Annotated in this window: 18 protein-coding genes; all 18 read right to left on the reverse strand. The window is 61.6% G+C overall.

Annotated elements, in window-relative coordinates; all coding sequences use genetic code 11:
* Window positions 1-16 precede the first annotated feature (16 nt).
* On the reverse strand, window positions 17-2929 hold the full coding sequence (locus J0W34_RS21755) for an SEL1-like repeat protein (RefSeq protein WP_230970180.1): 2913 nt from the start codon (window positions 2927-2929) through the stop codon (window positions 17-19).
* Window positions 2930-3032: 103 nt separating this feature from the next.
* On the reverse strand, window positions 3033-5204 hold the full coding sequence (locus J0W34_RS21760) for a primosomal protein N' (protein WP_230970181.1): 2172 nt from the start codon (window positions 5202-5204) through the stop codon (window positions 3033-3035).
* A 386-nt stretch (window positions 5205-5590) separates the two neighbouring features.
* The gene (hemE, locus tag J0W34_RS21765; protein WP_230970182.1) at window positions 5591-6661 is read right to left on the reverse strand and encodes a uroporphyrinogen decarboxylase; all 1071 of its coding nucleotides are present in this window, start codon (window positions 6659-6661) and stop codon (window positions 5591-5593) included.
* 92 nt (window positions 6662-6753) lie between these two features.
* On the reverse strand, window positions 6754-8211 hold the full coding sequence (locus J0W34_RS21770; RefSeq protein ID WP_230970183.1) for a TrkH family potassium uptake protein: 1458 nt from the start codon (window positions 8209-8211) through the stop codon (window positions 6754-6756).
* Between the two features lie 18 nt (window positions 8212-8229).
* A complete protein-coding gene (locus tag J0W34_RS21775; RefSeq protein WP_227817346.1) occupies window positions 8230-9687 on the reverse strand; it encodes a TrkH family potassium uptake protein in 1458 nt (485 codons plus the stop codon).
* The gene (gene trkA, locus J0W34_RS21780) at window positions 9687-11090 is read right to left on the reverse strand and encodes a Trk system potassium transporter TrkA (RefSeq protein WP_227817347.1); all 1404 of its coding nucleotides are present in this window, start codon (window positions 11088-11090) and stop codon (window positions 9687-9689) included. The genes J0W34_RS21775 and trkA overlap by 1 nt, the downstream gene beginning before the upstream one ends.
* Window positions 11091-11205: 115 nt before the next feature.
* The gene (locus J0W34_RS21785; RefSeq protein ID WP_227817348.1) at window positions 11206-12459 is read right to left on the reverse strand and encodes a sigma-54-dependent transcriptional regulator; all 1254 of its coding nucleotides are present in this window, start codon (window positions 12457-12459) and stop codon (window positions 11206-11208) included.
* A 2-nt stretch (window positions 12460-12461) separates the two neighbouring features.
* On the reverse strand, window positions 12462-14582 hold the full coding sequence (locus J0W34_RS21790; protein ID WP_230970184.1) for a sensor histidine kinase: 2121 nt from the start codon (window positions 14580-14582) through the stop codon (window positions 12462-12464).
* Window positions 14579-15157 carry a DUF4390 domain-containing protein gene (locus J0W34_RS21795; RefSeq protein WP_230970185.1) on the reverse strand — a complete coding sequence of 193 codons (579 nt, stop codon included), beginning with the start codon at window positions 15155-15157 and terminating at the stop codon, window positions 14579-14581. Before J0W34_RS21795 ends, J0W34_RS21790 begins: the two co-directional genes overlap by 4 nt.
* Complete coding sequence (rsmB, locus tag J0W34_RS21800; RefSeq protein WP_230970186.1) at window positions 15150-16505, reverse strand: 16S rRNA (cytosine(967)-C(5))-methyltransferase RsmB; 1356 nt, start codon at window positions 16503-16505, stop codon at window positions 15150-15152. Before rsmB ends, J0W34_RS21795 begins: the two co-directional genes overlap by 8 nt.
* Complete coding sequence (speE, locus tag J0W34_RS21805; RefSeq protein ID WP_230970187.1) at window positions 16502-17383, reverse strand: polyamine aminopropyltransferase; 882 nt, start codon at window positions 17381-17383, stop codon at window positions 16502-16504. The genes rsmB and speE overlap by 4 nt, the downstream gene beginning before the upstream one ends.
* A 10-nt stretch (window positions 17384-17393) precedes the next feature.
* Window positions 17394-17786: an adenosylmethionine decarboxylase gene (gene speD, locus J0W34_RS21810; protein WP_227817353.1), complete on the reverse strand. Its 393-nt coding sequence runs from the start codon at window positions 17784-17786 to the stop codon at window positions 17394-17396.
* Window positions 17787-17877: 91 nt separating this feature from the next.
* Window positions 17878-18642, reverse strand: a complete 765-nt coding sequence (locus J0W34_RS21815; protein WP_230970188.1) for a sulfite exporter TauE/SafE family protein — start codon at window positions 18640-18642, stop codon at window positions 17878-17880.
* Between the two features lie 45 nt (window positions 18643-18687).
* Window positions 18688-20037 (reverse strand): tRNA uridine-5-carboxymethylaminomethyl(34) synthesis GTPase MnmE, encoded by a 1350-nt coding sequence (gene mnmE, locus J0W34_RS21820; protein WP_407941118.1) that lies wholly within the window; start codon window positions 20035-20037, stop codon window positions 18688-18690.
* Window positions 20021-21661 carry a membrane protein insertase YidC gene (yidC, locus tag J0W34_RS21825; protein ID WP_230970190.1) on the reverse strand — a complete coding sequence of 547 codons (1641 nt, stop codon included), beginning with the start codon at window positions 21659-21661 and terminating at the stop codon, window positions 20021-20023. The genes mnmE and yidC overlap by 17 nt, the downstream gene beginning before the upstream one ends.
* A gap of 33 nt (window positions 21662-21694) precedes the next feature.
* Window positions 21695-21904, reverse strand: coding sequence for a membrane protein insertion efficiency factor YidD (gene yidD / locus J0W34_RS21830; protein WP_227817357.1), 210 nt, complete (start codon window positions 21902-21904; stop codon window positions 21695-21697).
* Complete coding sequence (gene rnpA / locus J0W34_RS21835; protein WP_230971708.1) at window positions 21901-22263, reverse strand: ribonuclease P protein component; 363 nt, start codon at window positions 22261-22263, stop codon at window positions 21901-21903. The genes yidD and rnpA overlap by 4 nt, the downstream gene beginning before the upstream one ends.
* A gap of 1 nt (window position 22264) precedes the next feature.
* On the reverse strand, window positions 22265-22399 hold the full coding sequence (gene rpmH, locus J0W34_RS21840) for a 50S ribosomal protein L34 (protein ID WP_227817358.1): 135 nt from the start codon (window positions 22397-22399) through the stop codon (window positions 22265-22267).
* Window positions 22400-22629: the final 230 nt, after the last annotated feature.

Raw genomic sequence — 22629 nt, forward strand, 5'->3', positions numbered from 1 at the left:
AACCGGAATACGTCTCCTACTCTTGCCCCCGCAACTTTTCCCATTGTTCGGCCACGTCCGGATCGTACGAAGGATGTGCAGGGTTACCGAAAACGCCCTTGATCAGATGGCTGATGCATGCTTTATCGCTTGCACGCGCGCCGTTTTCAAGGTGTTTCTGGGCGAGGATCAGATCTCGGTGAGGATAGCGCTCCGAGAGCAGAATTTCACCGAGGAGGGCACAGGCTTTCGGGTATTCGTCGCAGTCCGGGTCAGCGATGATCTTGTTGAGCGCATTGACTGCGCCGTTCAGGCTCTTGTCTCGAGCTTCACCGTCAAGGTGCTCCGATGTTTCGTGGAGGGTCAAGGCATATAGGTAAGTGCTGTAAATGGAACCTTTCTGGGCGCCCTCGCTGAAGAGTGCTATGGCTTGGTCGATGTCTTGCGCAACACCTGTGCCGTTGCGGTAGCACAAACCCAGGTTGGTCAGACCCACGCGATGTCCTTCGCTCGCGCTCTGACGGTACAGTTCGAAGGCGCGAGAAAGATCGACTTCACCACCGGCGCCGGTTTCCCACAGGTAGCCGAGGTAAACGCCGATATCGGCGCGCGTGGCGCTGTCTTTGGTAAAGGCCATGGACAGCCAAAGACGGGCGTCTTCGGCCTGAACAGGGCCTCCCTCGCCTTCGGCAAGCATTTCGGCCAAGTGGAATTGGGCCTCTGGATTTCCATTGCAGCTTGTATCGGGCGAGCGGACCCGCCCAGCAGGTTCGGTTCCGCGGCGGCCGAATAGCCGGGCCACCAGGCTTTCGCGCGCTTGTTGGGCGGGGACGAACGGGTGTTCCAGTCCGGCCGCACGGGCAAGCCACTCTCGGGCGCGCACTGGATCGCGTGTCATCCCGCTGCCTGACCTTAGTGCGCGACCCAGTGAGAGGGCAGCGGTCCGGTCACCGCGGTTGTGCAATTCGATCAGGTGGTCTTCATGAGAGATCGATGAGCCGTCGGCATGGAGCCAGAAAAGTGTGCCGCTGCCAGATTGCATGGCCCGAACCGGTTCTCTCTTTTGCCAGGCTTCTGTCACGGCGTTGACCACACACTGTCCCATCCACTCGTGACTCAGCAGATAGGGTTCGGCAATCCACGCGAAACGCTCTTCAAACACTGCGCTTCCGTCGCGTCGGTGGATGCCGATCAACGGGTTCTGCTCGTTGTCTGCTTGTGGTGATTCGGAGAGATATACGATGTCATCGTCAAGGACGCAGGCGCGGATCGCGAGAAATCGGGGGGTTAGTGTCAGGGTATCTGCCTTGAGGTCATAAACCCCACAACGCAGTTCTTCAGCCGTGTTGATGTTGCCTGCGAGCAGTAGATCACAAAGGTGTGGGTCCACCGGAGCGTTGCTCAGGTTCTCGAGCACATCGAATTGCAGCGGTACACGGACTCGTCCTTGGCCATCGCAGAGTCCAAGCTTTGATTTGCTCAGGACGAAGTACTCACTGGGTCGCTGCTCGAGCCAATTGAGATCGCGTTGTACCTGGATGAATCGGCGGGGATGGATGTCATCCCAAAGTGCTTCGACCAGCACCTGCCCGGTTTGGTCGATGACACCCCAGCGGTCCTTGATACATGCCTTGAACGTGGCGTTGTCGCCCAAGCGTTCCAGGTCATCCCAACAGGGTTCGATGACGATGGTCCCGCTCGCGTCGGCGCAGCCATGGTGGTTGCCACGCGTGATGAAGTAGCCATCGCCATCGGGCCACATATCCACCGATTCGTACTCTACCGGCAGTGCCAATGTGCCATTGCGGTGGATGATGCCATGTCGTCCTTGATGCTCCACCCATGTGGTTTCACCATTGTAGAAATCACCAATGGCATCATAGGTTGGCGGCAGAACGATTCGGCCGGTCGTGTCGAGGATGCCTTCAAGCTCATTGACCTGGAAGGTGGCAAGCTGGTGGAAAAAATCGCCGAGGTTATCTGCCATTGGTGCGACCCGCCATTGACCGTCAGGGGTCAGCAGGCCCAGCTTTCCGTTGATCGAAACGGCAGCCAGACCCTCTTCGAACGGGTAGACGTTATCGAATCGGGGCTCGACGATCACTTTGGCGCCGTTCAGCGTGAGTTGAAGCAAGCCAAATTTTTCGTCTTGTTCGCACCAGGCCAGCCCCTCGATTCCCGCACGACTCAGGTTGTCCCATTGTGGAGTTTCAATGACGGTTCGCAGCGGATCGGTGTCTTCGTGAATGACGCCCCATTTGCCATTCTCTTCGAAGCACTCGAAGCCGAGGCCGAGGGAGGTCTCATAGCGCGCTGGCGGTGGCGCTTCGAAGTCCTCGAAGGCGACATCAGGGGGATCATCGCCACCGTAGAAATAGGGATGCTCCAGGCTTGCCAGCCCGAACGACCAGGCCCAGCTTGACCACTCTGACGATGTGTTTCCGTATTGGTCCAACCCAAACAACTGATTGAAACGATGGAAGTTTCGAGCATGCATCGCGTCAACAAGCTCAGACCAAAGGACATTGCAGTCCTGACGACATTTCTCGATGAAGATTTCCGGGTCATCTGCGCCGAGCCATGACAGCTCGTCCAGATTGGCGGAGAGTCGTGGTGGGCCGGCATCGTCTTGAAAGGCGCCGATCTGCTCACCCAGATGCTTCGGCAGCGCTTCGAGTTGAAGGCGCAGATGGGGAATGCTTTCGGCGGCTGGGTGATTGAGGACGAAGGCACACATTGTCTCGATTCGCTCAAGTGCACTACACGCGTCGCTGGTGAGGTTGGCCGTGCCATTCTCGCCAAATACGCGTTGATCAGTGATCGCCTCGCCGGGCAGTCCGTCGGCCAGGGCAATTTGCCACCAGCCCGGGAAATTGTTATTGGCTTCGGCGATCTGCTCAACACTCTCGCCGTCTGCCGATTCGATGTAAAGGAATGACCGGTTACCCACGATCGCGACCCATCCGCAGTTCAATCAGAACGCGCGAGTATATGTCAAACAGATATTTGGTCTGTGTGACTCAGTGCCCGGGGTGTCAATGGTGGCGCAAGGATCACACGTCCAGCGGATCCACATCCAGCCGCCAGCGCACATCGCGTGCGGTGTTGAGCCGGTAGAGCCGGCGCATCCATTCGGTAAGGAAACCCTGCAGGGCAGCGCGCGAGGCGGACTCGACCAGCAGCTGTGCGCGTTCGCGGCGGGCCAGCCGGGTCATGCGCATGGGCACAGGGTCGTAGACAAAGATGCCCGAGGGCAGGTCGCTGGCGATGCACTCGCTGGCACGGGCGAGGAAGTCGAGCGCATCGTTCAGTACCGGCGCATCGGCGCTGAGCATGGCCTGGAAGGTGAAGGGGGGGAAGTTGGCTTCCTCCCGTTCGGCCAGCGCCATCTTGCAGAAGGCGTCGGTGTCCTGCCGTTGCAGACACTGGAACAGGGGATGGTCCGGGAATTCGGTCTGGATGACCACTTCCCCGGCCAGCGCGGCGCGGCCGGCCCGCCCACCCACCTGCATCATCTGCTGGAAGAGCCGTTCCGGCGCGCGAAAGTCGGAGGCATACAGGGCCGCGTCGGCGCCCACCACGCCGACCAGCGTGAGGCGCGGAAAGTCATGGCCTTTCGCCATCATCTGTGTGCCCACCAGAATGTCGGCCTCGCCGGCATGGATCCGTGCCAGCAGATCGAGCCAGTGTTTCCGTGAGCGGGCGGCGTCGGCGTCCACGCGCAGGATGCGCGCCTCGGGGAAGCGTTCACTCAGGCCCTCCTCGAGCTTCTGGGTGCCGCGTCCCAGCGGTTTCATGTCCTGATCTCCGCAGTCCGGACACGCAAACGGAATGGCGGTGTCGTATCCGCAGTGATGGCAGCGCAGGCGGCGGTCCTTCAGATGCACCACGCAATTGGCCGAGCAGTGCGGGCAGGCGCTGATCCATTCACAGGAATTGCATGAGAGTACGGGGGCGTAGCCGCGCCGGTTGAGGAAGAGCAGGCTTTGTTCCTTGCGCTCCAGCCGGGACTCCAGCGCCTTGATGAGTGTGGGCGAGAGCCCGTCCTCGAGTTTCACGCGCCGGGTGTCGATCAGACGCACCTTGGGCAACTGGGTGGCAATCGCACGCTGGGTGAGCATGAGCCGGGTGTAGCGGCCCTCCTGGGCATGCCGCCAGGTTTCCAGCGAGGGGGTTGCCGAGCCGAGCACCAGCGGTACTTCGCGCTGGCGGGCCCGCCAGACGGCCAGGTCGCGCGCGGAGTAGCGCACGCCTTCCTGCTGCTTGTACGAAGCGTCGTGCTCCTCGTCCACCACGATGAGCCCGAGTCGCGGCAGCGGGGTGAATATGGACAGGCGTGTGCCCAGGACGATGTCGGCTTCCCCCTTCATGGCACGGACGAAACCCCGCGAGCGGGCACCGTCCGCCACCCCGGAATGCAGGGCGACGATGTCGGCGTCGGGAAACCGGCCGATGACCCGCTGTTCGAGCTGGGGCGTGAGCGCAATCTCCGGTACCAGCACCAGTACCTGCCGACCCTCTTTCAGTGCCTGTTCGATCAGGCGCAAGTACACCTCGGTCTTGCCGGCACCGGTCACGCCCTGCAACAGGTAGGGCGCAAAGCCCGCTTCGGCGTCGCAGACGGTGTGCACGACGGTCAGTTGCTCTTCGGTGAGGGTCGGCAGCTGACCTGCTGTGCGTGCGGGCGTCTGGGGTCGTACCGCGTATGCCCACTGACGGCGCAACAGGTCGGCACAGGCCTGACCGTCGGGCCAGGTGCGCACCACCGATTTTCGCGTCGCGCCGGCCTTGGCCAATTGCTCGAGCAGGTGACGGGCTTTGGAGGGTCGGCCCCCGGCATCGTGTGTTTGCCATCCGGCGGGCGTCAGCGTCAGCAGCGGGTCGGTGTCGGTGTCATCCACATCGTTGGCACGGCGCAGATCGGGGGGCAGGGCGAGCGCGATCACCTCGCCTTGGGGCACGTGGTAGTAGCGTGCGACGAAGGCGGTCAGCTCAAGCCAGTCGGCAGGCAGGGCGGGGACGTCACGCAGCACGTGCTCGACGGGTTTGAGCCGGGCCGGCGGAACATCGCTTTGTTCAGGGAGTGCCACGATGACGCCCGTCTCGTGACGGCGACCGAAACTGACTCGGACACAGCGGCCGATATCTGCATGTGATATTGAATCACATGAATAATCAAAGAGTTGCGGTAATGGGACCGGAAGGGCGATGCGGACAATGGGCATGCCGAGTCTTGATCATTTGATGAATAGTTAATTAAAACAATGAATTAGCGCGTGTTGTGGAGAAAAAGCTTCGTAAAGAAAGCGCTAACTGCCTGCCATAAAACTGTAATCCGGGCTTGTCCACAAAAGCTGTGGATAACTTTGTGGAAACAGCCCGGGATAAACCGCTAAGTCGCCGCCAGCACACGGGTTTTCTTACCGTGCACCATCTTGAGGCAATAAAAAAGTCCTTAAAAAACAATCGCTTGTAAAACTACCCGAATCGATTGCTCGAACGTCATGCTGCAGGCACTTGAGTTCACGCCGTGTGTATAAGTCAACCCCAAAAGACGCGATTTCGGGGTTGACTCTTGAGAAGAATTTACGTCATTTCCGATCCGAACGGATCAGTTGCCCGCGCGAATCTTGCGGCTATGGGCGTGTACCGTGTCGACCAGCACCTTGACGTTCTCCGGCGGGGTGAACTGGGAGATGCCGTGGCCCAGATTGAAGACATGGCCGGGGTGGTTGCCGAAGCTGTCGAGAATGGCCGTGGCTTCGCTGGCAATGCGTTCGGGCGTACCGAACAGGATGGACGGGTCGATATTGCCCTGCAGGGCCACCTTGCTGCCCACGCGGCGACGGGCATCGCCGATATCGACGGTCCAGTCCAGACCCAGGGCGTCGCAGCCGATGTCGGCCATGGCTTCGAGCCACAGGCCGCCGCCCTTGGTGAACACGATGGAGGGCACGCGTCGGCCATCGGCTTCTTTCCTGAGGCCGGCCACGATCTTCTCCATGTACTGCAGCGAGAACTCACGGTAGGCCGCGTGGGAGAGCACGCCACCCCACGAATCAAAGACCATCACCGCTTGGGCGCCGGCGTCGATCTGGGCGTTCAGGTAGGCGATGACGGCGTCGGCGGCCACGTCGAGGATGCGGTGGAGCAGTTCGGGGCGCTGATACGCCATGGTCTTGATCTGCTGGTAGTCCTTCGAAGAGCTGCCTTCGACCATGTAGCAGGCCAGGGTCCACGGACTGCCGGAGAAGCCGATCAGCGGGACACGACCATCGAGGGCACGGCGGATCTCGCTGACCGCGTCGGTCACGTACTTGAGCTCACCGGCCGGATCGGGGGCGGTGAGCTTCATGATCTCGGCCTCGTCGCGCAGCGGTCGTTCGAAGCGGGGGCCCTCACCCTCGGCAAAATACAGCCCGAGGCCCATGGCGTCAGGCACGGTGAGAATGTCTGAAAACAGGATGGCCGCATCCAGGTCGTAACGCTCGAGCGGCTGCAGGGTGACCTCGCAGGCCATGGTCGGGCTCTTGCACAGGTTCAGGAAGCTGCCGGCACGCTTTCGTGTGGCGCAGTACTCGGGCAGGTAGCGCCCGGCCTGGCGCATCAGCCAGAGGGGTGTGTATTCGGTGGGCTGGCGCATCAAGGCGCGCAGGAAGGTGTCGTTGCGCAGGGGGCTCACGGGCAATCCTGATCTTGTTCAACCAAAAACGGGATTATCCGTGTTTTGGCGTTTGCCTGACACCCGGTTGGGTCAACGCTTTGCGCAGAAACTCATTTGCGCCAGAACACCGGGGTGAGCACCACCAGCAGGGTGAAGATCTCGAGCCGTCCGAGAATCATGGCGAAGGAGCACACCCAAGTCTGAAAATCGCTCAGCGGCGCGTAGTTCTGCGCCGGGCCGACCACCATCATGCCCGGACCGGCATTGTTCAGGCAGGCAATGACGGCGCTGAAGGCGGAGACCAGATCCAGCCCGCTGCCACCGAGCAGCAAGGTCAGCACAATGACGCTGGCCATGTACATGAAACCGAAGGCCAGCACCGCGTGGAGGATGTTGTCCGCCACCGGCGTCTTGCTGTACTTGACGCGCCTCAGCGCCGCCGGATGCTGGGCCAGCAGCACTTCGGCGAACACCTGCTTGTACAGGATCATGGCACGACTCATCTTGATGCCGCCGCCGGTGGAGCCCGAGCAGGCCGCGAAGCTCGACAGGAACAGGATCCACAGCTGGGCAAACACCGGCCAGGTGGCGTAGTCGACCGTGGTCAGGCCTAGCGAGGTGGCCATGGAGACCACCTGGAACAGCACCACCCGGAAGGTGCCGGGCAGGTCGCCATGTTCGGGCTGGGCATAGAGAAACAGGGTGAGCATCACGGTGCTGGCCGCCAGCACCAGGAAGAAATACTTGGCCTCGGGGTCGTAGCGGTACGGCTTCCAGGAGCGCTGCACAATCACCATGTAGTGGGTGGCGTAGTTGAGCCCGGCGGCACAAGCGAAAAAGATGGTGACGGCTTCGATCGGCAGGCTGTTGAAGGCGGCCAGCGAGTTGTCGTAGGTGGAGAATCCACCCAGCCCCATGATGGAGAAGGCGTGGATCACCGCATTCCATCCATCCATGCCTGCCAGCCACAGGGCCAGTCCGCAGGCGAGGGTGAGCAGCAGATAGGTGAGCCACAGCCCCTTGGCCGTTTCGGTGATGCGCGGGGTGAGGGTGGTTTCCTTGATGGGCCCCGGGGTCTCGGCCTTGAAGATCTGGCGCCCGCCGATACCGAGAATCGGCAGGATGGCGACCACCAGCACGATCACCCCCATGCCCCCGACCCAGTGCAGGAAACAGCGCCACAGGTTGATCGAGATGGGCAACTGGTCGAGCCCTGACAAGACGGTGGCACCGGTGGTGGTCAGCCCGGATGCCGCTTCGAAGTAGGCGTCGGTGATGCTCAGATTCGGCAGGTAGAGCCAGATCGGCAGCATGGCGAACACCGGGGTGATCAGCCACGTGGCCGAGACCAGCAGAAAGCCGTCGCGAGTGCGCAGCTTGCGGTCGCTACGGCGGGTCAACGCCCACAGGAGCAGCCCCACCACAAAGGTGACCACCAGCGCTTCGTCGTAGGCGGTGGTTGCACCGTCGTGCATGAAGAACGAGACCGTGAGCGGAAAGCCCATCAGCAGTCCGAAAATCATCAGGATCAGCCCGAAGGCACTGATGACCGGATAGTAGCTGCGCACCGGGCCGGCTCCGACCGCTTACTTGCGCCAGAAGCTGGGTGTCAGGACAACCAGCAGGGTGAAGATTTCCAGGCGGCCCAGCAGCATGGCAAACGAGCACACCCAGGTCTGGAAGTCGGAGAGCACCGAATAGTTGGAGGCCGGGCCCACGGCATTGAGGCCCGGGCCGGTGTTGTTCAGGGTGGCCACCACCGCCGAGAAGGCGGTGATCAGCTCCAGCCCCGAGGCTGATAGCACCAGTGTGAGGGTCACGATGGTGCACATGTAGATGAAGCTGAAGGCCAGCACCGCGTGCAGGATCTTGTCCGGCACCGTGGACTTTCCCAGGCGGACCGGCTTGACCGCGCTGGGGTGGATGGCGCGCACCACCTCACGGAACACCTGTTTGTAGAGGATGATGGCGCGCATCATCTTGATGCCCCCGCCGGTGGAGCCGGAACAGGCGATGAAGCTACCTAGAAACAGGATCCACAGCTGGGCAAACATGGGCCACACGGTGTAGTCGGAGGTGGCGAAACCCAGCGAGGTGGACAGCGAAATGGCATGGAAAGCGACGTAGCGCAGGGTGTCCCAGAAGTCGACATACACGTCGAACTGCATCAGGTAGAGGGTCAGGCCGAGGATGCTGACGGCGAGGACTGACAGGTAGAACGGCAGCTCGTAATCATGTCGGTACGGGCGCAGGGAGCGGTTGCGCAGTGCCATGAAATGGGTGGCGAAGTTGATGCCCGAGAGCAGGGCAAAGCCCATGGCAATGAGTTCGAGCGGCACGCTGTTGAAATGCCCCAGGCTGGCATCCTTGGTGGAAAACCCCCCCAGGCCCATGATCGAGAAGGCGTGCATGACGGCGTCCCAGCCTTCCATGCCGGCCCACATCAGCGCCAGGGCACACAGGATGGTGAGCAGCAGATAGACAAGGTAAAGGCCCTTGGCCGTCTCTGCGATGCGCGGAGTGAGACTCGATTCCTTCATGGGGCCGGGGATCTCGGCCTTGAACAGCTGCCGCCCGCCGATACCCAGCAGCGGCAGAATGGCCACCGCCAGCACGATCACCCCCATGCCGCCGATCCAGTGCAGGAAGGTGCGCCAGAAGTTGATCGAGATGGGCAGGTTGTCCAGGCCCGCCATGACCGTGGCCCCGGTGGCGGTGAGGCCCGAGGTGGCCTCGAAATAGGCGTCGGTAAAGCTCATGTCCGGCATGTAGAGCCAGATGGGTAAGGCGGCGAAGAAGGGCAGCGTGACCCAGGTGAGTGCCACCAGCAGGAAACCGTCACGCACGCGCAGGTCGCGGCGGCCGCGTTTGGTCACCAGCCACAGGGCAAGCCCTGCCGTGAAGGTGATGACGATGGCCTCGTCGTAGGCCGTCAGGGCATTGTCGCCGTGCCACCAGGAGACAGCCAGCGGCACGCCCATGAGCAGGCCGAAAATGAGGATGATCAATCCCAGCGGATTGAGAACGGGGTTGTAGCGGCCCATCAGAAGAACGAGAAGTCCACCTGGAAGAGTTTTTCGACCTGGCGCACCAGTTTCTTGGACGTACAGAAGACGATGAGGTGGTCTTCGGGCTCGATGACCGTGTCGTGATGCGGCATGACCACCGTGGCACGACCCGGCTTTTCCTCGGTCTTGCCCACTTCACGCACGATGGCGCCGATGGTCGCGCCGCGTGGCAGGCGGATCTGTTCGATCTGACGGCCCACCACCTTGGAGTTCTTCTCGTCGCCATGGGCGATGATTTCGAGCGCCTCGGCGGCGCCCCGGCGCAGACTGTGCACCGCCACCACGTCGCCACGGCGTACATGGGCGAGCAGGGAGCCGATCGAGGTCTGTGCTGGCGAGATGGCAATGTCGATATGCCCGCCCTGCACCAGATCCACGTAGGACTTGCGGTTGATGAGGGCCAGGGTTCGACGCGCGCCCATGCGCTTGGCCAGCGAGGCGGACATGATGTTGTCTTCCTCGTCGTTGGTCAGCGCCACGAACATGTCCATCTCGTCGATGTTCTCGTTCTCGAGCAGGTTCTCGTCGGTGGCATCGCCCCGCAGCACCAGCGTGCGTGTCAGATCGTTGGCGATGGTCTCGGCCCGGCGCTTGCCGTTTTCGAGGATCTTGACCTCGTAGTCGCGCTCGATGGAGCGGGCCAGCCGCAGACCGATATTGCCGCCCCCGGCGATCATGATGCGGCGGATGGGCCGGTCGATCCGGGCCAGTTCGCGCATTACCTGGCGGATATGCACCGAGGCGGCCAGGCAGAACACCTCGTCACCCGGCTGGATGAAGGTGTCCCCCTCCGGAATGATCGGTTCGCCCTGTCGGTAAATGGCGGCAATGCGCACTTCCACATTGGGCATGTGATAGCGCAGTGCCTTGATCGGGTGGCCCACCAGCGGGCCGCCCTCGAAGGCGCGCACGCCGATCAGGCTGAGGACGCCACCGGCAAAATCGAGCACCTGCAGCGCCTCGGGAAAGGCGATCAGACGGCGGATGTAGTCAGTCACGATCTGTTCCGGGCAGATCGAGAAATCGACTGCGAAGTTGTCGTTATCGAGCAGCTCCGGGTAATCGACGAAGTCCGACGAGCGCAGGCGGGCAATACGGGTGGGCAGGTTGAACAGGGTGCGGGCGATACGACAGGCACACAGGTTGGTCTGGTCCGACTGGGTGACCGCGATCAGCAGGTCGGCATCTTCCGCGCCGGCTTCCTTGAGCACCGATGGAGACGCCGCATTGCCGCACACGGTGCGCAGATCGAGCCGGTCGCGCATGGCCTGGAGCTGGTCGGCATCGGTGTCGACCAGGGTGATGTCATTGGATTCAGAAACCAGATTTTCTGCGACCGACGTGCCCACCTGGCCGGCACCGAGCAAGATGATTTTCACGGTAAGTGCGTGCTGCCCTGAAGAAAGTGGTGTTCGATTCTACGCCCTTCCCGAACCGACGTCAGGCCTTATTGTGCGTTGCAGCACGAGCGCACTGCGGGTAGCACGGATGCAATCAGCTGGAGCGCTCTTCGCTGCGGCGGCCCGACTGGATGCCCAGTTGCTTGAGCTTGCGGTACAGGTGGGTGCGTTCAAGGCCGGTTTTCTCGGCCAGGCGGGTCATGTTGCCGCCTTCGAGCTGAAGGTGGTGTTCGAAATACACCCGCTCGAAGGCCTCACGAGCCTCCCGCAGCGGCAGGTCGAGTGGCAGACCATGGGTGAGCGGTGCCGGGCTGAGCAGGCGCTGGACGTCTTCACCGGTGATGGCCTCGTCGAGGGTGCCCAGTGCGAGTGAGCGCACTGCACCGCGTAACTGGGCATACCCGCCGCTCCAGCCACGGGTGCGCAGGGCGTTGAGGGCACCGGTGTCGAACTTGCGATTGGGCACCTCGCCGCTTTCGACCAGATGGACCAGCAGCTGGTTGGCCAGGTCCGGAATGTCATCGCGCACTTCGTCCAGGCTCGGGATCGCCAGGCTGACCTCGAAGAGCCGCTTGACGGTGGTGGCATCCCAGCCCTGTTCGATGAGGTCATCGGCACCGCTGGCCGAGGCCACGGCCAGGTGCAGATCGTAACGGTCGAGCCGTTCGAGGGTGAAGGCCAGGTTCTTCTGTTGCAGTCGCGACAGGCGACCGAGTTCTTCAATGAAGAGAATGCCGCCCTGGGCGGCCTGCAGCTGATCGAGATCGATGGGGCCGGTGACGGTGCCCAGATCGAGCCAGTGCTCCCGCCGGGTGGGCAGGCTGCGTGCCGCCAGTTCGGCCAGACTGCCCCCTTGCACGCGGAACATCACATGCCGCGCACGCAGGCTGATCTGGCCCAGGCGCTTGGCCAGGTCCTTGAGCATGCTGGAGCGGGGAAAGGCGGCGAGGGTCAGGGGGCTGATGCGCTGGCTTTCCTGGCCGCCACGGCTTTCCAGTGCGCGCTTGACCGTGCCTAGCAGTTTCTGCAGGGCGATGGGTTTTTCCAGGTAGTCGATGGCGCCGATGCGGGTCGCTTCCACCGCGGTGTCGATGGTGCCGTGCCCCGACATCATGATCACCGGCATGTTGAGCTGCCCGCCGGCAGACCACTCCTTGAGCAGCGAGATGCCGTCCGAGTCGGGCATCCAGATGTCGAGCAGGACCAGATCAGGTCGGGCCTTGTTGCGCTGGGCACGGGCTGCCGCCGCGTTTTCGGCCACGGTGATGTCGAAGCCCTCATCGCTGAGGATTTCGGAGAGCAGTTCGCGAATGCCGACTTCATCGTCGACGATCAATATGGATGGCATGTTCAGTCTGTTTCATCGGCCACCGGGCGCAAATGAATGCGCACTTCGGCACCGCCGGTGTCCCGGTTGACCAGGCGGATATCTCCGCCGTGTTCATCAACGATTTTCTTGACGATGGCCAGGCCCAGGCCTGACCCCCGCTTCTTGGTGGTGTAGTAGGGCTCGAACGCCCGGGCGAGCATATCGGGCGGGAAACCTGTGCCCTCGTCCGCGACGCTCATGCGAACCCGCCCCGTGCGACGCAAGGTGGTGGCGATGGTAATACTCCCCGATGCGTTGTCGGCCATGGCGTCCTGTGCATTTTGCAACAGATTATGGATCACTTGCCGCAATTGCGATGCGTCACCGACGATTTGCGGGATTTCCGGGTCGAGTTCCGGCCGGATCGGCACGACCGAGGTCTCGTACAGCGCCAGCACTTCCCGGATGAGGGCATTGAGATCCACGCGACCCAGTGTGGGTGATGGGAGCTTGGCGTAATCGCGGAAGGCGTTGACCAGATTCTTCATGGCCTCCACCTGATTGACGATGGTGGTGGTGGCACGTTCGAGCATGGCACGACCGTCTTCGTCGAGTTGCGAGGCGAGTTTGAGTCCGAGGCGTTCGGCCGAGAGCTGGATGGGCGTGAGCGGATTCTTGATCTCGTGAGCCAGCCGGCGCGCAACTTCGGCCCAGGCGGCGGTGCGTTCGGCGGCGATCAGATGTGAGATATCGTCAAACACCACCACGGTGCCACCGCCGGAGACCTGGGGCAGGCGTGAGCCGTGGATCAGCAAGGTGAGCTGGCCACCTTCGGCGGAACGGAGTTCGATTTGCTCATGCCAGTCGTCATCGCCGCGTTTGAAGGCGGCGAGCAGGGCATCGCGAAATTCGGTGTGACCGGGCCACTCGGCCAGGGGAATGTTCTCGTGGTCGTCGAGGGTGTCGTCGAGAATCTGGGTGGCGCCCCGGTTGGCGGCGCGCAGGGTGCCGTCGGCCGCAAAGGCCAGCACGCCCGTCGACAGGTTGGCCAGCACGCTTTCCAGATATGCGCGTGAGGCCTCCACGGCCGCCTGGTGCCGGTCAGCCTGGGCCCGGGCCTCGTCGAGCTGACGGGTCATCTGGTTGAACGATTGCAGCAGGCCGCCGAGTTCGTCGTGGGTGGGCAGCGCCCGGCGGGGGGAGTAGTCACCCTGGGCGACGGCTGCCGTACCCTGAGAGAGGATCACCAGCGGCTTGATGAGGCGGCGGGCGAGCACGAAAGCAATGGCCACTGCGGCCAGCAGGGCCAGCATGAGCGAGAGGGTCAGCGCGAGGGTATAGATGGTCTTGAGGCCTTCACGCCCGAGCGAAAGCTGCTGGTAGTCCCGATAGGCGGCCTGCACGGCGTTGGCGTGACGGCTGAGCGTATCGGGCACGGGCTGGCGCAGCAGCAGGTACAGCGGATCGGAGGCAATGTTCTGAGCCGGGACCGGTACCACCACCATCATTTCGATATGGCCTTCTTCGTCGGTACTCATGAAGCGGGCACGCTGGCCTGATCGCGCCTGGTGCATCTGATCGGCCCGCGGCAGGGTGGGCATGAGCATGCTCACGTCCGACGATGCGGTGGCGAGCACGCGTCCTCCGTCCGAGAACACCGTGGCCGTATTCACGCCGGCCTGCTCACGCAGACGGTTGAGGCGCGACACCGCCAGGGCGGGATTGACGGAGAGTTCGAGCGCCATCTCCCGCGCCCGGTCTTCAAGCTGGCTGGTCAGGTGATCGAAGGTGCTCTGCCCGAGGGCGATGCCGCCTTCCAGGGCCGCATCCACGCGTACGTTGAACCAGGTTTCGATGCTGCGCATGACGAACTGCAGGGAGATGATGTAGACCACCGTGCCCGGCACGATGGCCATGAGCGCAAAGAACACCAGCAGGCGGCGCTTGAGACGTGAGCCGAAGCGGCCGGCCTTGATGTCGTGAATCAGGCGATTGATCTGGAACCCGACCAGACCCAGTAGCGCCACCACGAAGAAGCCGTTGATGGCGAGCAGGATCGGGTAGCTGCCGGAGAGCAACTCCGAGTTGGCAGTTGCCCGGGTCAGCAGAAACAGCGACGCCCCTGCCAGCGCAGCAGCGATGATGATCGCGATCTGTTTCATTGAACCGGAATCGGGCTCGCCAGGAAGGTCCAGCGCAACCAGTCGGACTCGATCTCCCAGTCACGACTGCCGATGGTGGAGACCTGGAAGGGGCGGGGTAGCAATTCGGTTTCCAGCCGGAAGCGGAGCTGGACGTTGTAAGACTCACCCGGAACCAGGGTCTTCATTGGCGTGATGGCCCAGCGGCGGATGCGGGTCATGGTCTCGAGCGCACTGTCGAGCGTTTCGAAGTCCTGATGCAGTGAGCCGATGGCCAGCCGGTAGCTGCGGGTCATGGGGTGATAGCTGAGACTGAACTCGAGGCGCTCGCTCGCCAGCGTGGCGTCGAACCAGTACCAGCGGGGTGACTCGATGCTGGCTTCGGCGACAAAGTTGATCGGCACAGCCTGATCGATGGCATCAATGACTGCCTCGCTCAGCTTGAGCGAAACATCGGCGTTGATCACGTATTCGCTGCCCTCGGTCACGATCTCGGCGTAACGGATCGCGGCATCGCTGGCGTGGGCGCTCAGACTGGTGACCAGGCTCATGACCAGCATGAACCTGACGATCATACCGATCAGTCGATCAGCCATCCTTGCGCAGCAGGGCGTAGTAAAAGCCGTCATGGTCGGCATTGGGCAGCACGATTCTCTCGATCCGGTTGTCGATCATCATGCGTTTTGCATCGGCATGACGGGTGCAGAAGCGTGCGATCTGCGTGCGGTTTTCTTCTTCGAAGACCGAGCAGGTCACGTAGAGCATTGTGCCACCCGGTGCGAGCGTCTGCCAAAGCGCATCGAGAATTTTTGCCTGCTGGGCGGCAAAAGCAGGGATATCGGTGTTGCGTCGGAGCCACTTGATGTCAGGATGGCGCCGCACGACGCCCGATGCCGAGCAGGGCACATCGGCCAGGATGCGATCGAATGGCTGACCGTCCCACCAACGATCCAGTTCGACGCAATCGGCAATCTTGATCTCGGCGGTGGCGCCGATACGGCTCAGGTTCTCTTCGATACGGCGGGCGCGTTTCGGGTCGAGTTCGAGCGCAGTCACCCTGGCGTCGGCAAGCTCCAGGATATGTGCCGTTTTCCCTCCGGGGGCGGCGCAGGCATCGAGAATACGCTCGCCATCCCGGGGCGCCAGCCATCGGGCTGCCCATTGCGCACCGGCGTCCTGCACCGAGAACTGTCCTTCGAAGAAGCCGGGGATGCGCTCCACCGGGCATGGCGCGTCGAGCAGCAGCGCATCATTGTCGAGAAGGCGGGCTTCGATCCCGGCCTCGGCAAGCCTGGCCTGAGCCTGCCTTGAAGTCAGATGTCGCCGGTTGGCGCGCAATGCCATTGGCGGGTGCATGTTGCCGGCGGCGAGAACGGATTCCCACTCGTTGGGGTAGCTGCGGCGCAGACGCTTGATCCACCAGTCCGGGTGGCACAGTCGGGCAGCGTCGTCGCGGTCGGCTTTGGCGCGCAATTCGTCAATCCGGCGCAAGAGGTTTCGCAACACGCCATTGACGACACCCTTCAGACCGACGGCGTGGAAGGCGGCGGCATTGACAGCCTGATCAACCACCGTGTGTTGTTGATCAGGACGATGTTCCAGCCGATGGCAGGCAACGAGCAGCAGTGCGTGGATGAGGGTGGGGAGGGGCTTTTGAATCAAGGGCGCGAGCATGGCGTCACCGCGACCGTATTCACGCAGCGTGCCGTAAGTCAGATCCTGTACGGCGCCCCAGTTGATGTCCGGGTTCGGATGCCCGTGCCGTAGTTGCGCCAGTTGTTCCGTCAGTGCCTTGCCTTCGATGACAGCAGCGACAAGCTGCGCGGCCAGGCTGAGGCTGTTGGCAAGGCTGTCTGGCGGAAGGGGTTGGCGCGGCGAAGTCGGGCGGCGCGACGATTGGCCGCCACGTGATACCGCGCGCCGGGGGGCCGGCTTCTGATTCATGAGCTGATCAGTTCGCGCAGATAGTTCGGATACATGAACGCCGCCTGATGCGTGTCTTCATTGTAGTACTGCAGTTTGTCCAGGCCGCGATCTGCGATGCGTTGAGTCACCGTGTCGCGATCGAGTGTTGCCGGATCGATATGGTCGCTGGCAACCGCCATCCCCCAGAGAGAGCCATACAGCGGGATGTAGTGAAAGTGCGGGCGCACATGGGCAAAAACATTATTCAGACGACCGACGAGTTCGCCAACACGTTCGGCCTGATATACCGGAGCACCGAGGTGAAGCGTCATGGCCCCCTGTTCGGTCATGAGAGCCTTGCACTGGGCAAAGAAGTCTTCGGTGTAAAGGGCCTCGGCCGGGCCAATCGGATCAGTCAGGTCGAGCACGACCAGATCGAATTTCTTTTGCTCTTCTGGTGCGACGACGCGAACGTAATGCAGCCCGTCTTCGATACGCAGCGTCAGCCGTGGGTCATTGAGTGCGCCGTTGTGAACGCATTCCAGATGCTCACGTGCAATGTCGACCACTTTCCCGTCGAGCTCCACAAGGACCACTTCCTGCATGGTGGGGTACTTGAACAGTTCGTCTGCCGAGCCGCCGTCGCCACCACCAATGATGAGTGCACGCTCAGGAGCAGTCATGGCAATGCAGGGCAGGTGGATGAGATTTTCATGGTAGAAAAACTCATCCTTCTCCGACGTCATGAAGTAACCGTCGAGACGGAACAGCTTGCCGAAGTGAGGGGTTTGCCAAACCTCGTAGGCCTGAAACGGTGTTTCCCCGGATTCAAGCAAAGTGCCCTTGCTCAGGTAATGGCCGGCGTACTCGTTGAGTGCCTCGACCATCACGCCATCCGACTTTGTCAGGTCAGCCATGAGCCGATCCTCAAGCCGCGGCAGACAAGGGGAGCTCGCCCCGCATGACTTCCTTGGACTGTATTGTGCCCGGCTTCAGCATGGCAACGAGCTTGTTGTACACCGTTCGGGCGCGGTCTGAGTTGTCACGCGAAAAGTTGCACACGTAAATGTCGAGTGTGACGGCACCGGTTTCGGGCCAGGTGTGAATCGCGACATGCGACTCGGCCAGAACGACGGTGCCGGTCACGCCGGCTTGTTCACCCGAATCGTGAGTGAACTGATAGAAGTAGGCTCCCAGGGGTGTCAGCCCGGCATCCTGGCAGAACTGAACACACTTGCTCTCGAGTACATCACGATCGAGAAGGAACTTTGAATTGCAACCGCACTGATAAAGATCGGCGATGAGATGAAGACCTTGCATGTCATCCCCATCCATAACGGATTGATTAAACGATCGATTTTACCACCCCACAGCCCGCAGGGTCAGCTTTATGTTCCACGTGAAACGTGGATCACATCATGTCGTACGCCATCTTCGAAATCAGGGCGACAACCACGACGAGAAAGAGCCTGCGTACAAAGCCGGCGCCGTGCTTGATTGCCAGATGACTTCCGGTGATGGCGCCCAGAACGTTGGCGACCGCCATGGTGAGGCCAACCTGCCAGAGAACGGCGTCGATGCTCGCGAAGTAGCCGATGGCGGCGAGGTTGGTGGCAAAGTTGAGCACCTTGGCGGTTGCCGACGCGCGCAGGAAATCCATCCGGAGAAATCGGATCATCAGGAAGATGAAAAAGCTTCCGGTGCCGGGCCCGAAGAATCCATCATAAAAGCCGATGGCAACCGCAATCAGCCCGAGCCGAATGTATGCACTACGTCCTTCAACGAGTTCGTCATCCGAGGCGGTGCCGAAATTCTTGTTCTTGAATGTATAGATCGCCACCGCAACGAGCATGGCCAACACGAGCGGGCGTGCGACTTCGGGATCGAGATAGGCAACACTGCGCGCACCGAGAAAAGAGCCGCCTAGTGCGAACAGAGCACCCACCGCCGTGAGCTTCAGGTCGAACTTGATTCGTTTGGCGAAATGAACGGCGGCCGTCGCGGTGCCGAAAATGCTTGCGATCTTGTTGGTGCCAAAGATGACGGCCGGAACGTGTTGTGTGAATGCTGAGAAGAGCAGGGGTATCTGAATCAGTCCTCCACCACCGACAACAGCATCAACGAATCCCGCAGAAAATCCGCCGAGAGCGAGGAGAATGAGAAGCCACTCATCCATGATGATGAGCCTCGTGTTCCACGTGAAACATGGCGTTCCTTGTCGCTATTTCCCGATGCAGAATCGGGAGAAGATCTCGCCAAGCAGATCGTCGGGGGTGAACTCTCCGACGATCTCACCCAGGGCTTCGTGCGAAAGCCGCAATTCTTCCGCCATGAGTTCGAGCGCGTGCGTGCGATCGAGTGCGGTGCGCACATGGCCGAGTGCTAAGTCCAGCGATGCCAGGTGACGCTTGCGCGCGAGGAAGGTGTCCTCAGAGTGAGGGTGCCAACCTGCGATCACGAGTAACTGGTCGCGAAGAATCGAAACGCCCTCGCCGGTTTTCGCAGAGAGGCGAATACGATAGTGGCCGTGATCGTCCGTATGTCCTTCTGGCTCAAGGCCGACCAGGTCGCATTTGTTCGACACGGTAATTCGGGGGATACCGGCAGGGAGTTGATCATCGATGACATGATCTTCGTCAGTCAGGCCTGTGCGGCTATCGACCAAACGAAGAATCACGTCAGCCCTGGAAATCTCTTTCCATGTGCGCTCGATCCCGATGCGCTCCACGGCGTCGCCGGTGTCACGCAGACCCGCGGTATCCACGATGTGAAGCGGGATGCCAGCGATCTGAATGGTCTCCTTGAGGGCGTCGCGCGTCGTGCCGGCGATGTCGGTGACAATCGCGCGCTCTTCACCAGCCAGTTGATTGAGGAGGCTTGATTTGCCCACATTCGGCTGACCCACCAGCACCACATGCAGGCCCTCGCGCATGATGGCGCCCTGGCGCGAACGATCCAGCAATTCCACAAGTGCTTCGCGAATCGCTTCCATGCGCGGGATGGCGTTGGCCGACTCGAGAAAATCGATTTCCTCTTCGGGAAAATCCAGCGTCGCCTCGACCAGCATCCGCAGAGTGATCAGCTGGTCCTGGATCTCGTGGATGGCATTGGAGAACGCGCCGCTCAGTGAGCGCACTGCCGAGCGCGCGGCAGCCGTGGTTGATGCTTCGATGAGATCGGCCACGGCTTCAGCCTGCGCGAGATCCAGCTTGTTGTTCAGGAAGGCGCGTTGGGTGAATTCGCCGGGTTCCGCCAGGCGGGCACCGAGCGACAGGCAGTGTTCGAGCAGGAGCTGCATCACCACCGGGCCGCCATGGCCCTGCAGCTCGATCACGTCTTCGCCGGTGAAAGAGTGGGGCGCGGGGAAATACAGCAGCAGACCTTCGTCGATCATCTGCCCATGGGCATCGATGAATGATCGAAAATGAGCGTATCGGGGAGTGGGGAGTGCGCCGCCGTTCAGGCGGCTGGCCAGGTCAGACAGACCCAAGCCGGAAAGGCGGACAATGCCGACGCCACCGCGCCCGGGCGCGGTGGCGATGGCGGCAATGGTGTCAGGTCTTCTTGGCACCACTTTCGATCATGCGGGTGATCTTCCATTGCTGGGCAATGGACAGCACGTTGTTCACCACCCAGTACAGCACGAGGCCGGACGGGAACCACAGGAACATGAAGGTGAACACGATGGGCATGGCCATCATGATCTTGGCCTGCATGGGGTCCGGCGGCGTCGGGTTCAGCTTCATCTGGATGAGCATGGAAGCGCCCATGATGATCGGCAGGATGAAGTAGGGATCTTTCACCGACAGGTCGGTGATCCAGCCCAGCCACGGTGCCTGGCGCATCTCGACACTGCCGAGCAGCACCCAGTACAAGGCGATGAAGACCGGGATTTGAACCAGAATCGGCAGGCAGCCACCGAGCGGGTTGATCTTCTCGGTCTTGTAGATCTTCATCATCTCCTGCTGCATCTTCACCTTGTCGTCGCCGAACTGCTCCTTCATGCGTTGCAGGCGGGGACCCAGAGTGCGCATCTTCGCCATGGACTTGTACGAAGCGGCGGACAGCGGGAAGAAGATGAGCTTCAGGGAAATGGTCACCATGATGATCGCCCAACCCCAGTTGCCGGTTAGGCTATGGAACCACTGCAGCACCCAGAAGAGCGGGGCGGCGATGACGGTGAGCCAGCCATAATCCACCACGAGTTCGAGCCCGGGTGCGATGGCCTTGAGGTTGTCCTGGATCTGGGGGCCGGTATAGAGCTCGGTACTGATGCTCTGAGTCTGCCCCGGCGCCACTTCCGGCACCGGCAGAATGACGCCGGCGGTGTACAGGTTGTTGCCGATCTTGCGGGCGAAGTACTCACGCTCGACGCCCTGTTTCGGGATGATCGCACTCACGAAGTAGTGTTGCACCATCGCGACCCAGCCATTGTCAGCCTGCTTGGGGAACTTGGCGTCGCCGTCATCGATATCGCCGAACTTCACCTTGCGGAACTTGTCGGCGTCGGTATAGAACGCCGGCCCGGTAAAGGTATGCACCCCCATCGCCTGGCTGCCTTCAGCGGCTTCGCCGTCGCGCATGAACTGGAAGTAGGCGTCTGTCTTGAGCGGCTCGCTACCATTGTTGGTGATGTCGTAGCGCGTGCCGATCACGTAGCTGCCACGGGTGAAGGTCAGCACCTTGGTCACCATCACACCGTTGGCGTCCGGGGCGCTCATGCGCACTTCGACGCTGTCCTGCCCGGCCGGCAAGGTCACGTCTCCCGCGGGCAGGCTGTACAGCGTCTTGTGGTTTGGCAGACCCTGGCCGGTGAGACCGCCCTGGGCTTCGTAGATGTGCTTGCTGCCGTTGTCGAGCAGCACGAAGTTCTGCGACTTGTCGTCGGTTGCCTTGTGCTGGGTCAGCGCCAGGTGAACGATGTCGCCACCCTCGGCCGAGATCTCGGCAATCATGGTGTCGGTGGTGACCTTGATGGTCGGTGCCGTGCTGGAGACAGCATTGCCGCCGCCCGGCACATCGCCGCTGCCACTCACGTTTCGAGAGGCCTGCGGCACGCTGCCATCGGTCTGACCGGCCGTGGCCGACTGGGTGGTGGGCGCCGGTTGGGGCGCATTGTGCTTCATCCAGCCATCCCAGAGCATGAACAGGGAGAAGCCGAAGATGAGGGTCAGGATGAGACGTCGATTGTCCATCTGGAGCAATACCGTTTTTGTGATGAATTCAGATCAGGGAACCGGGTCGTGGCCACCATGGCACCACGGATGGCATCGGCCAATCCGCTTGATCGCCATCCAGCCACCCCGCAGGGCGCCGTAGCGTTGAACCGCTTCAAGTGCGTACTCGGAGCAGCTGGGCACGAAACGACAGTTGGACCCCAGCATCGGACTGATCAGATAACGATAGCCCTTGATGAGGAGTACCAACAATTGCTTCATGTCGGCAGCCGCCGCAGCAAGTCTGCCAGATCATTGTGAAGATTGGTGCGGGACGCACCGACGATGGGGCGATTAAGCCGCACCACCAGATCCAGGCAAGGCAAAGCGGTCCGCTGCCGGCGAAACCCTTCGCGCACGATGCGCTTGACCAGGTTTCGCTGCACGGCGCGGCGGGCCAGCTTCTTGGCGACCACCACGCCCATGCGGGCGGTGGTCAAGGCGTTGGGTCGGTAATGCACGATCAGGAACTGCCCCTTGATCGCGCGCCGAAAAGCAAAAACGGATGAATACTCATCCGTTTTTCGCAATCGGTAGGCGTCGCGGAGGCTTTGATCGGCATCCGGCGACCCGCATGCCATCTTAGACGGCGAGGCGGTGACGACCCTTGGCGCGACGGGCGCGGATGACCGCACGACCACCGCGGGAACGCATGCGAACCAGGAAACCGTGGGTGCGCTTGCGCTTGATAACGGAGGGTTGGAAGGTACGTTTCATGATGACTGGCCAGTGAGTTGAGTCAAACCGCGAATTTCATCCTAAATAGCTTGTTTTGTCAACGTTTATTGCCCCGGGCGCGACGTGCGGTGCACCCCGGTGGCATTATGCGGGCCACACGTCTGCCTGCGAGCGCGTGATGGGCGTATCGACGAAAGCGCTCAATGCCCGTAACCAAGGGCGATTGAGCCGCAAACCCTTGCTGGCAAAGGGGCGGCGGGCTGCCGCCG

The sequence above is a fragment of the Nitrogeniibacter aestuarii genome, assembly GCF_017309585.1.
Classification (GTDB): Bacteria; Pseudomonadota; Gammaproteobacteria; order Burkholderiales; family Rhodocyclaceae; genus Nitrogeniibacter; species Nitrogeniibacter aestuarii.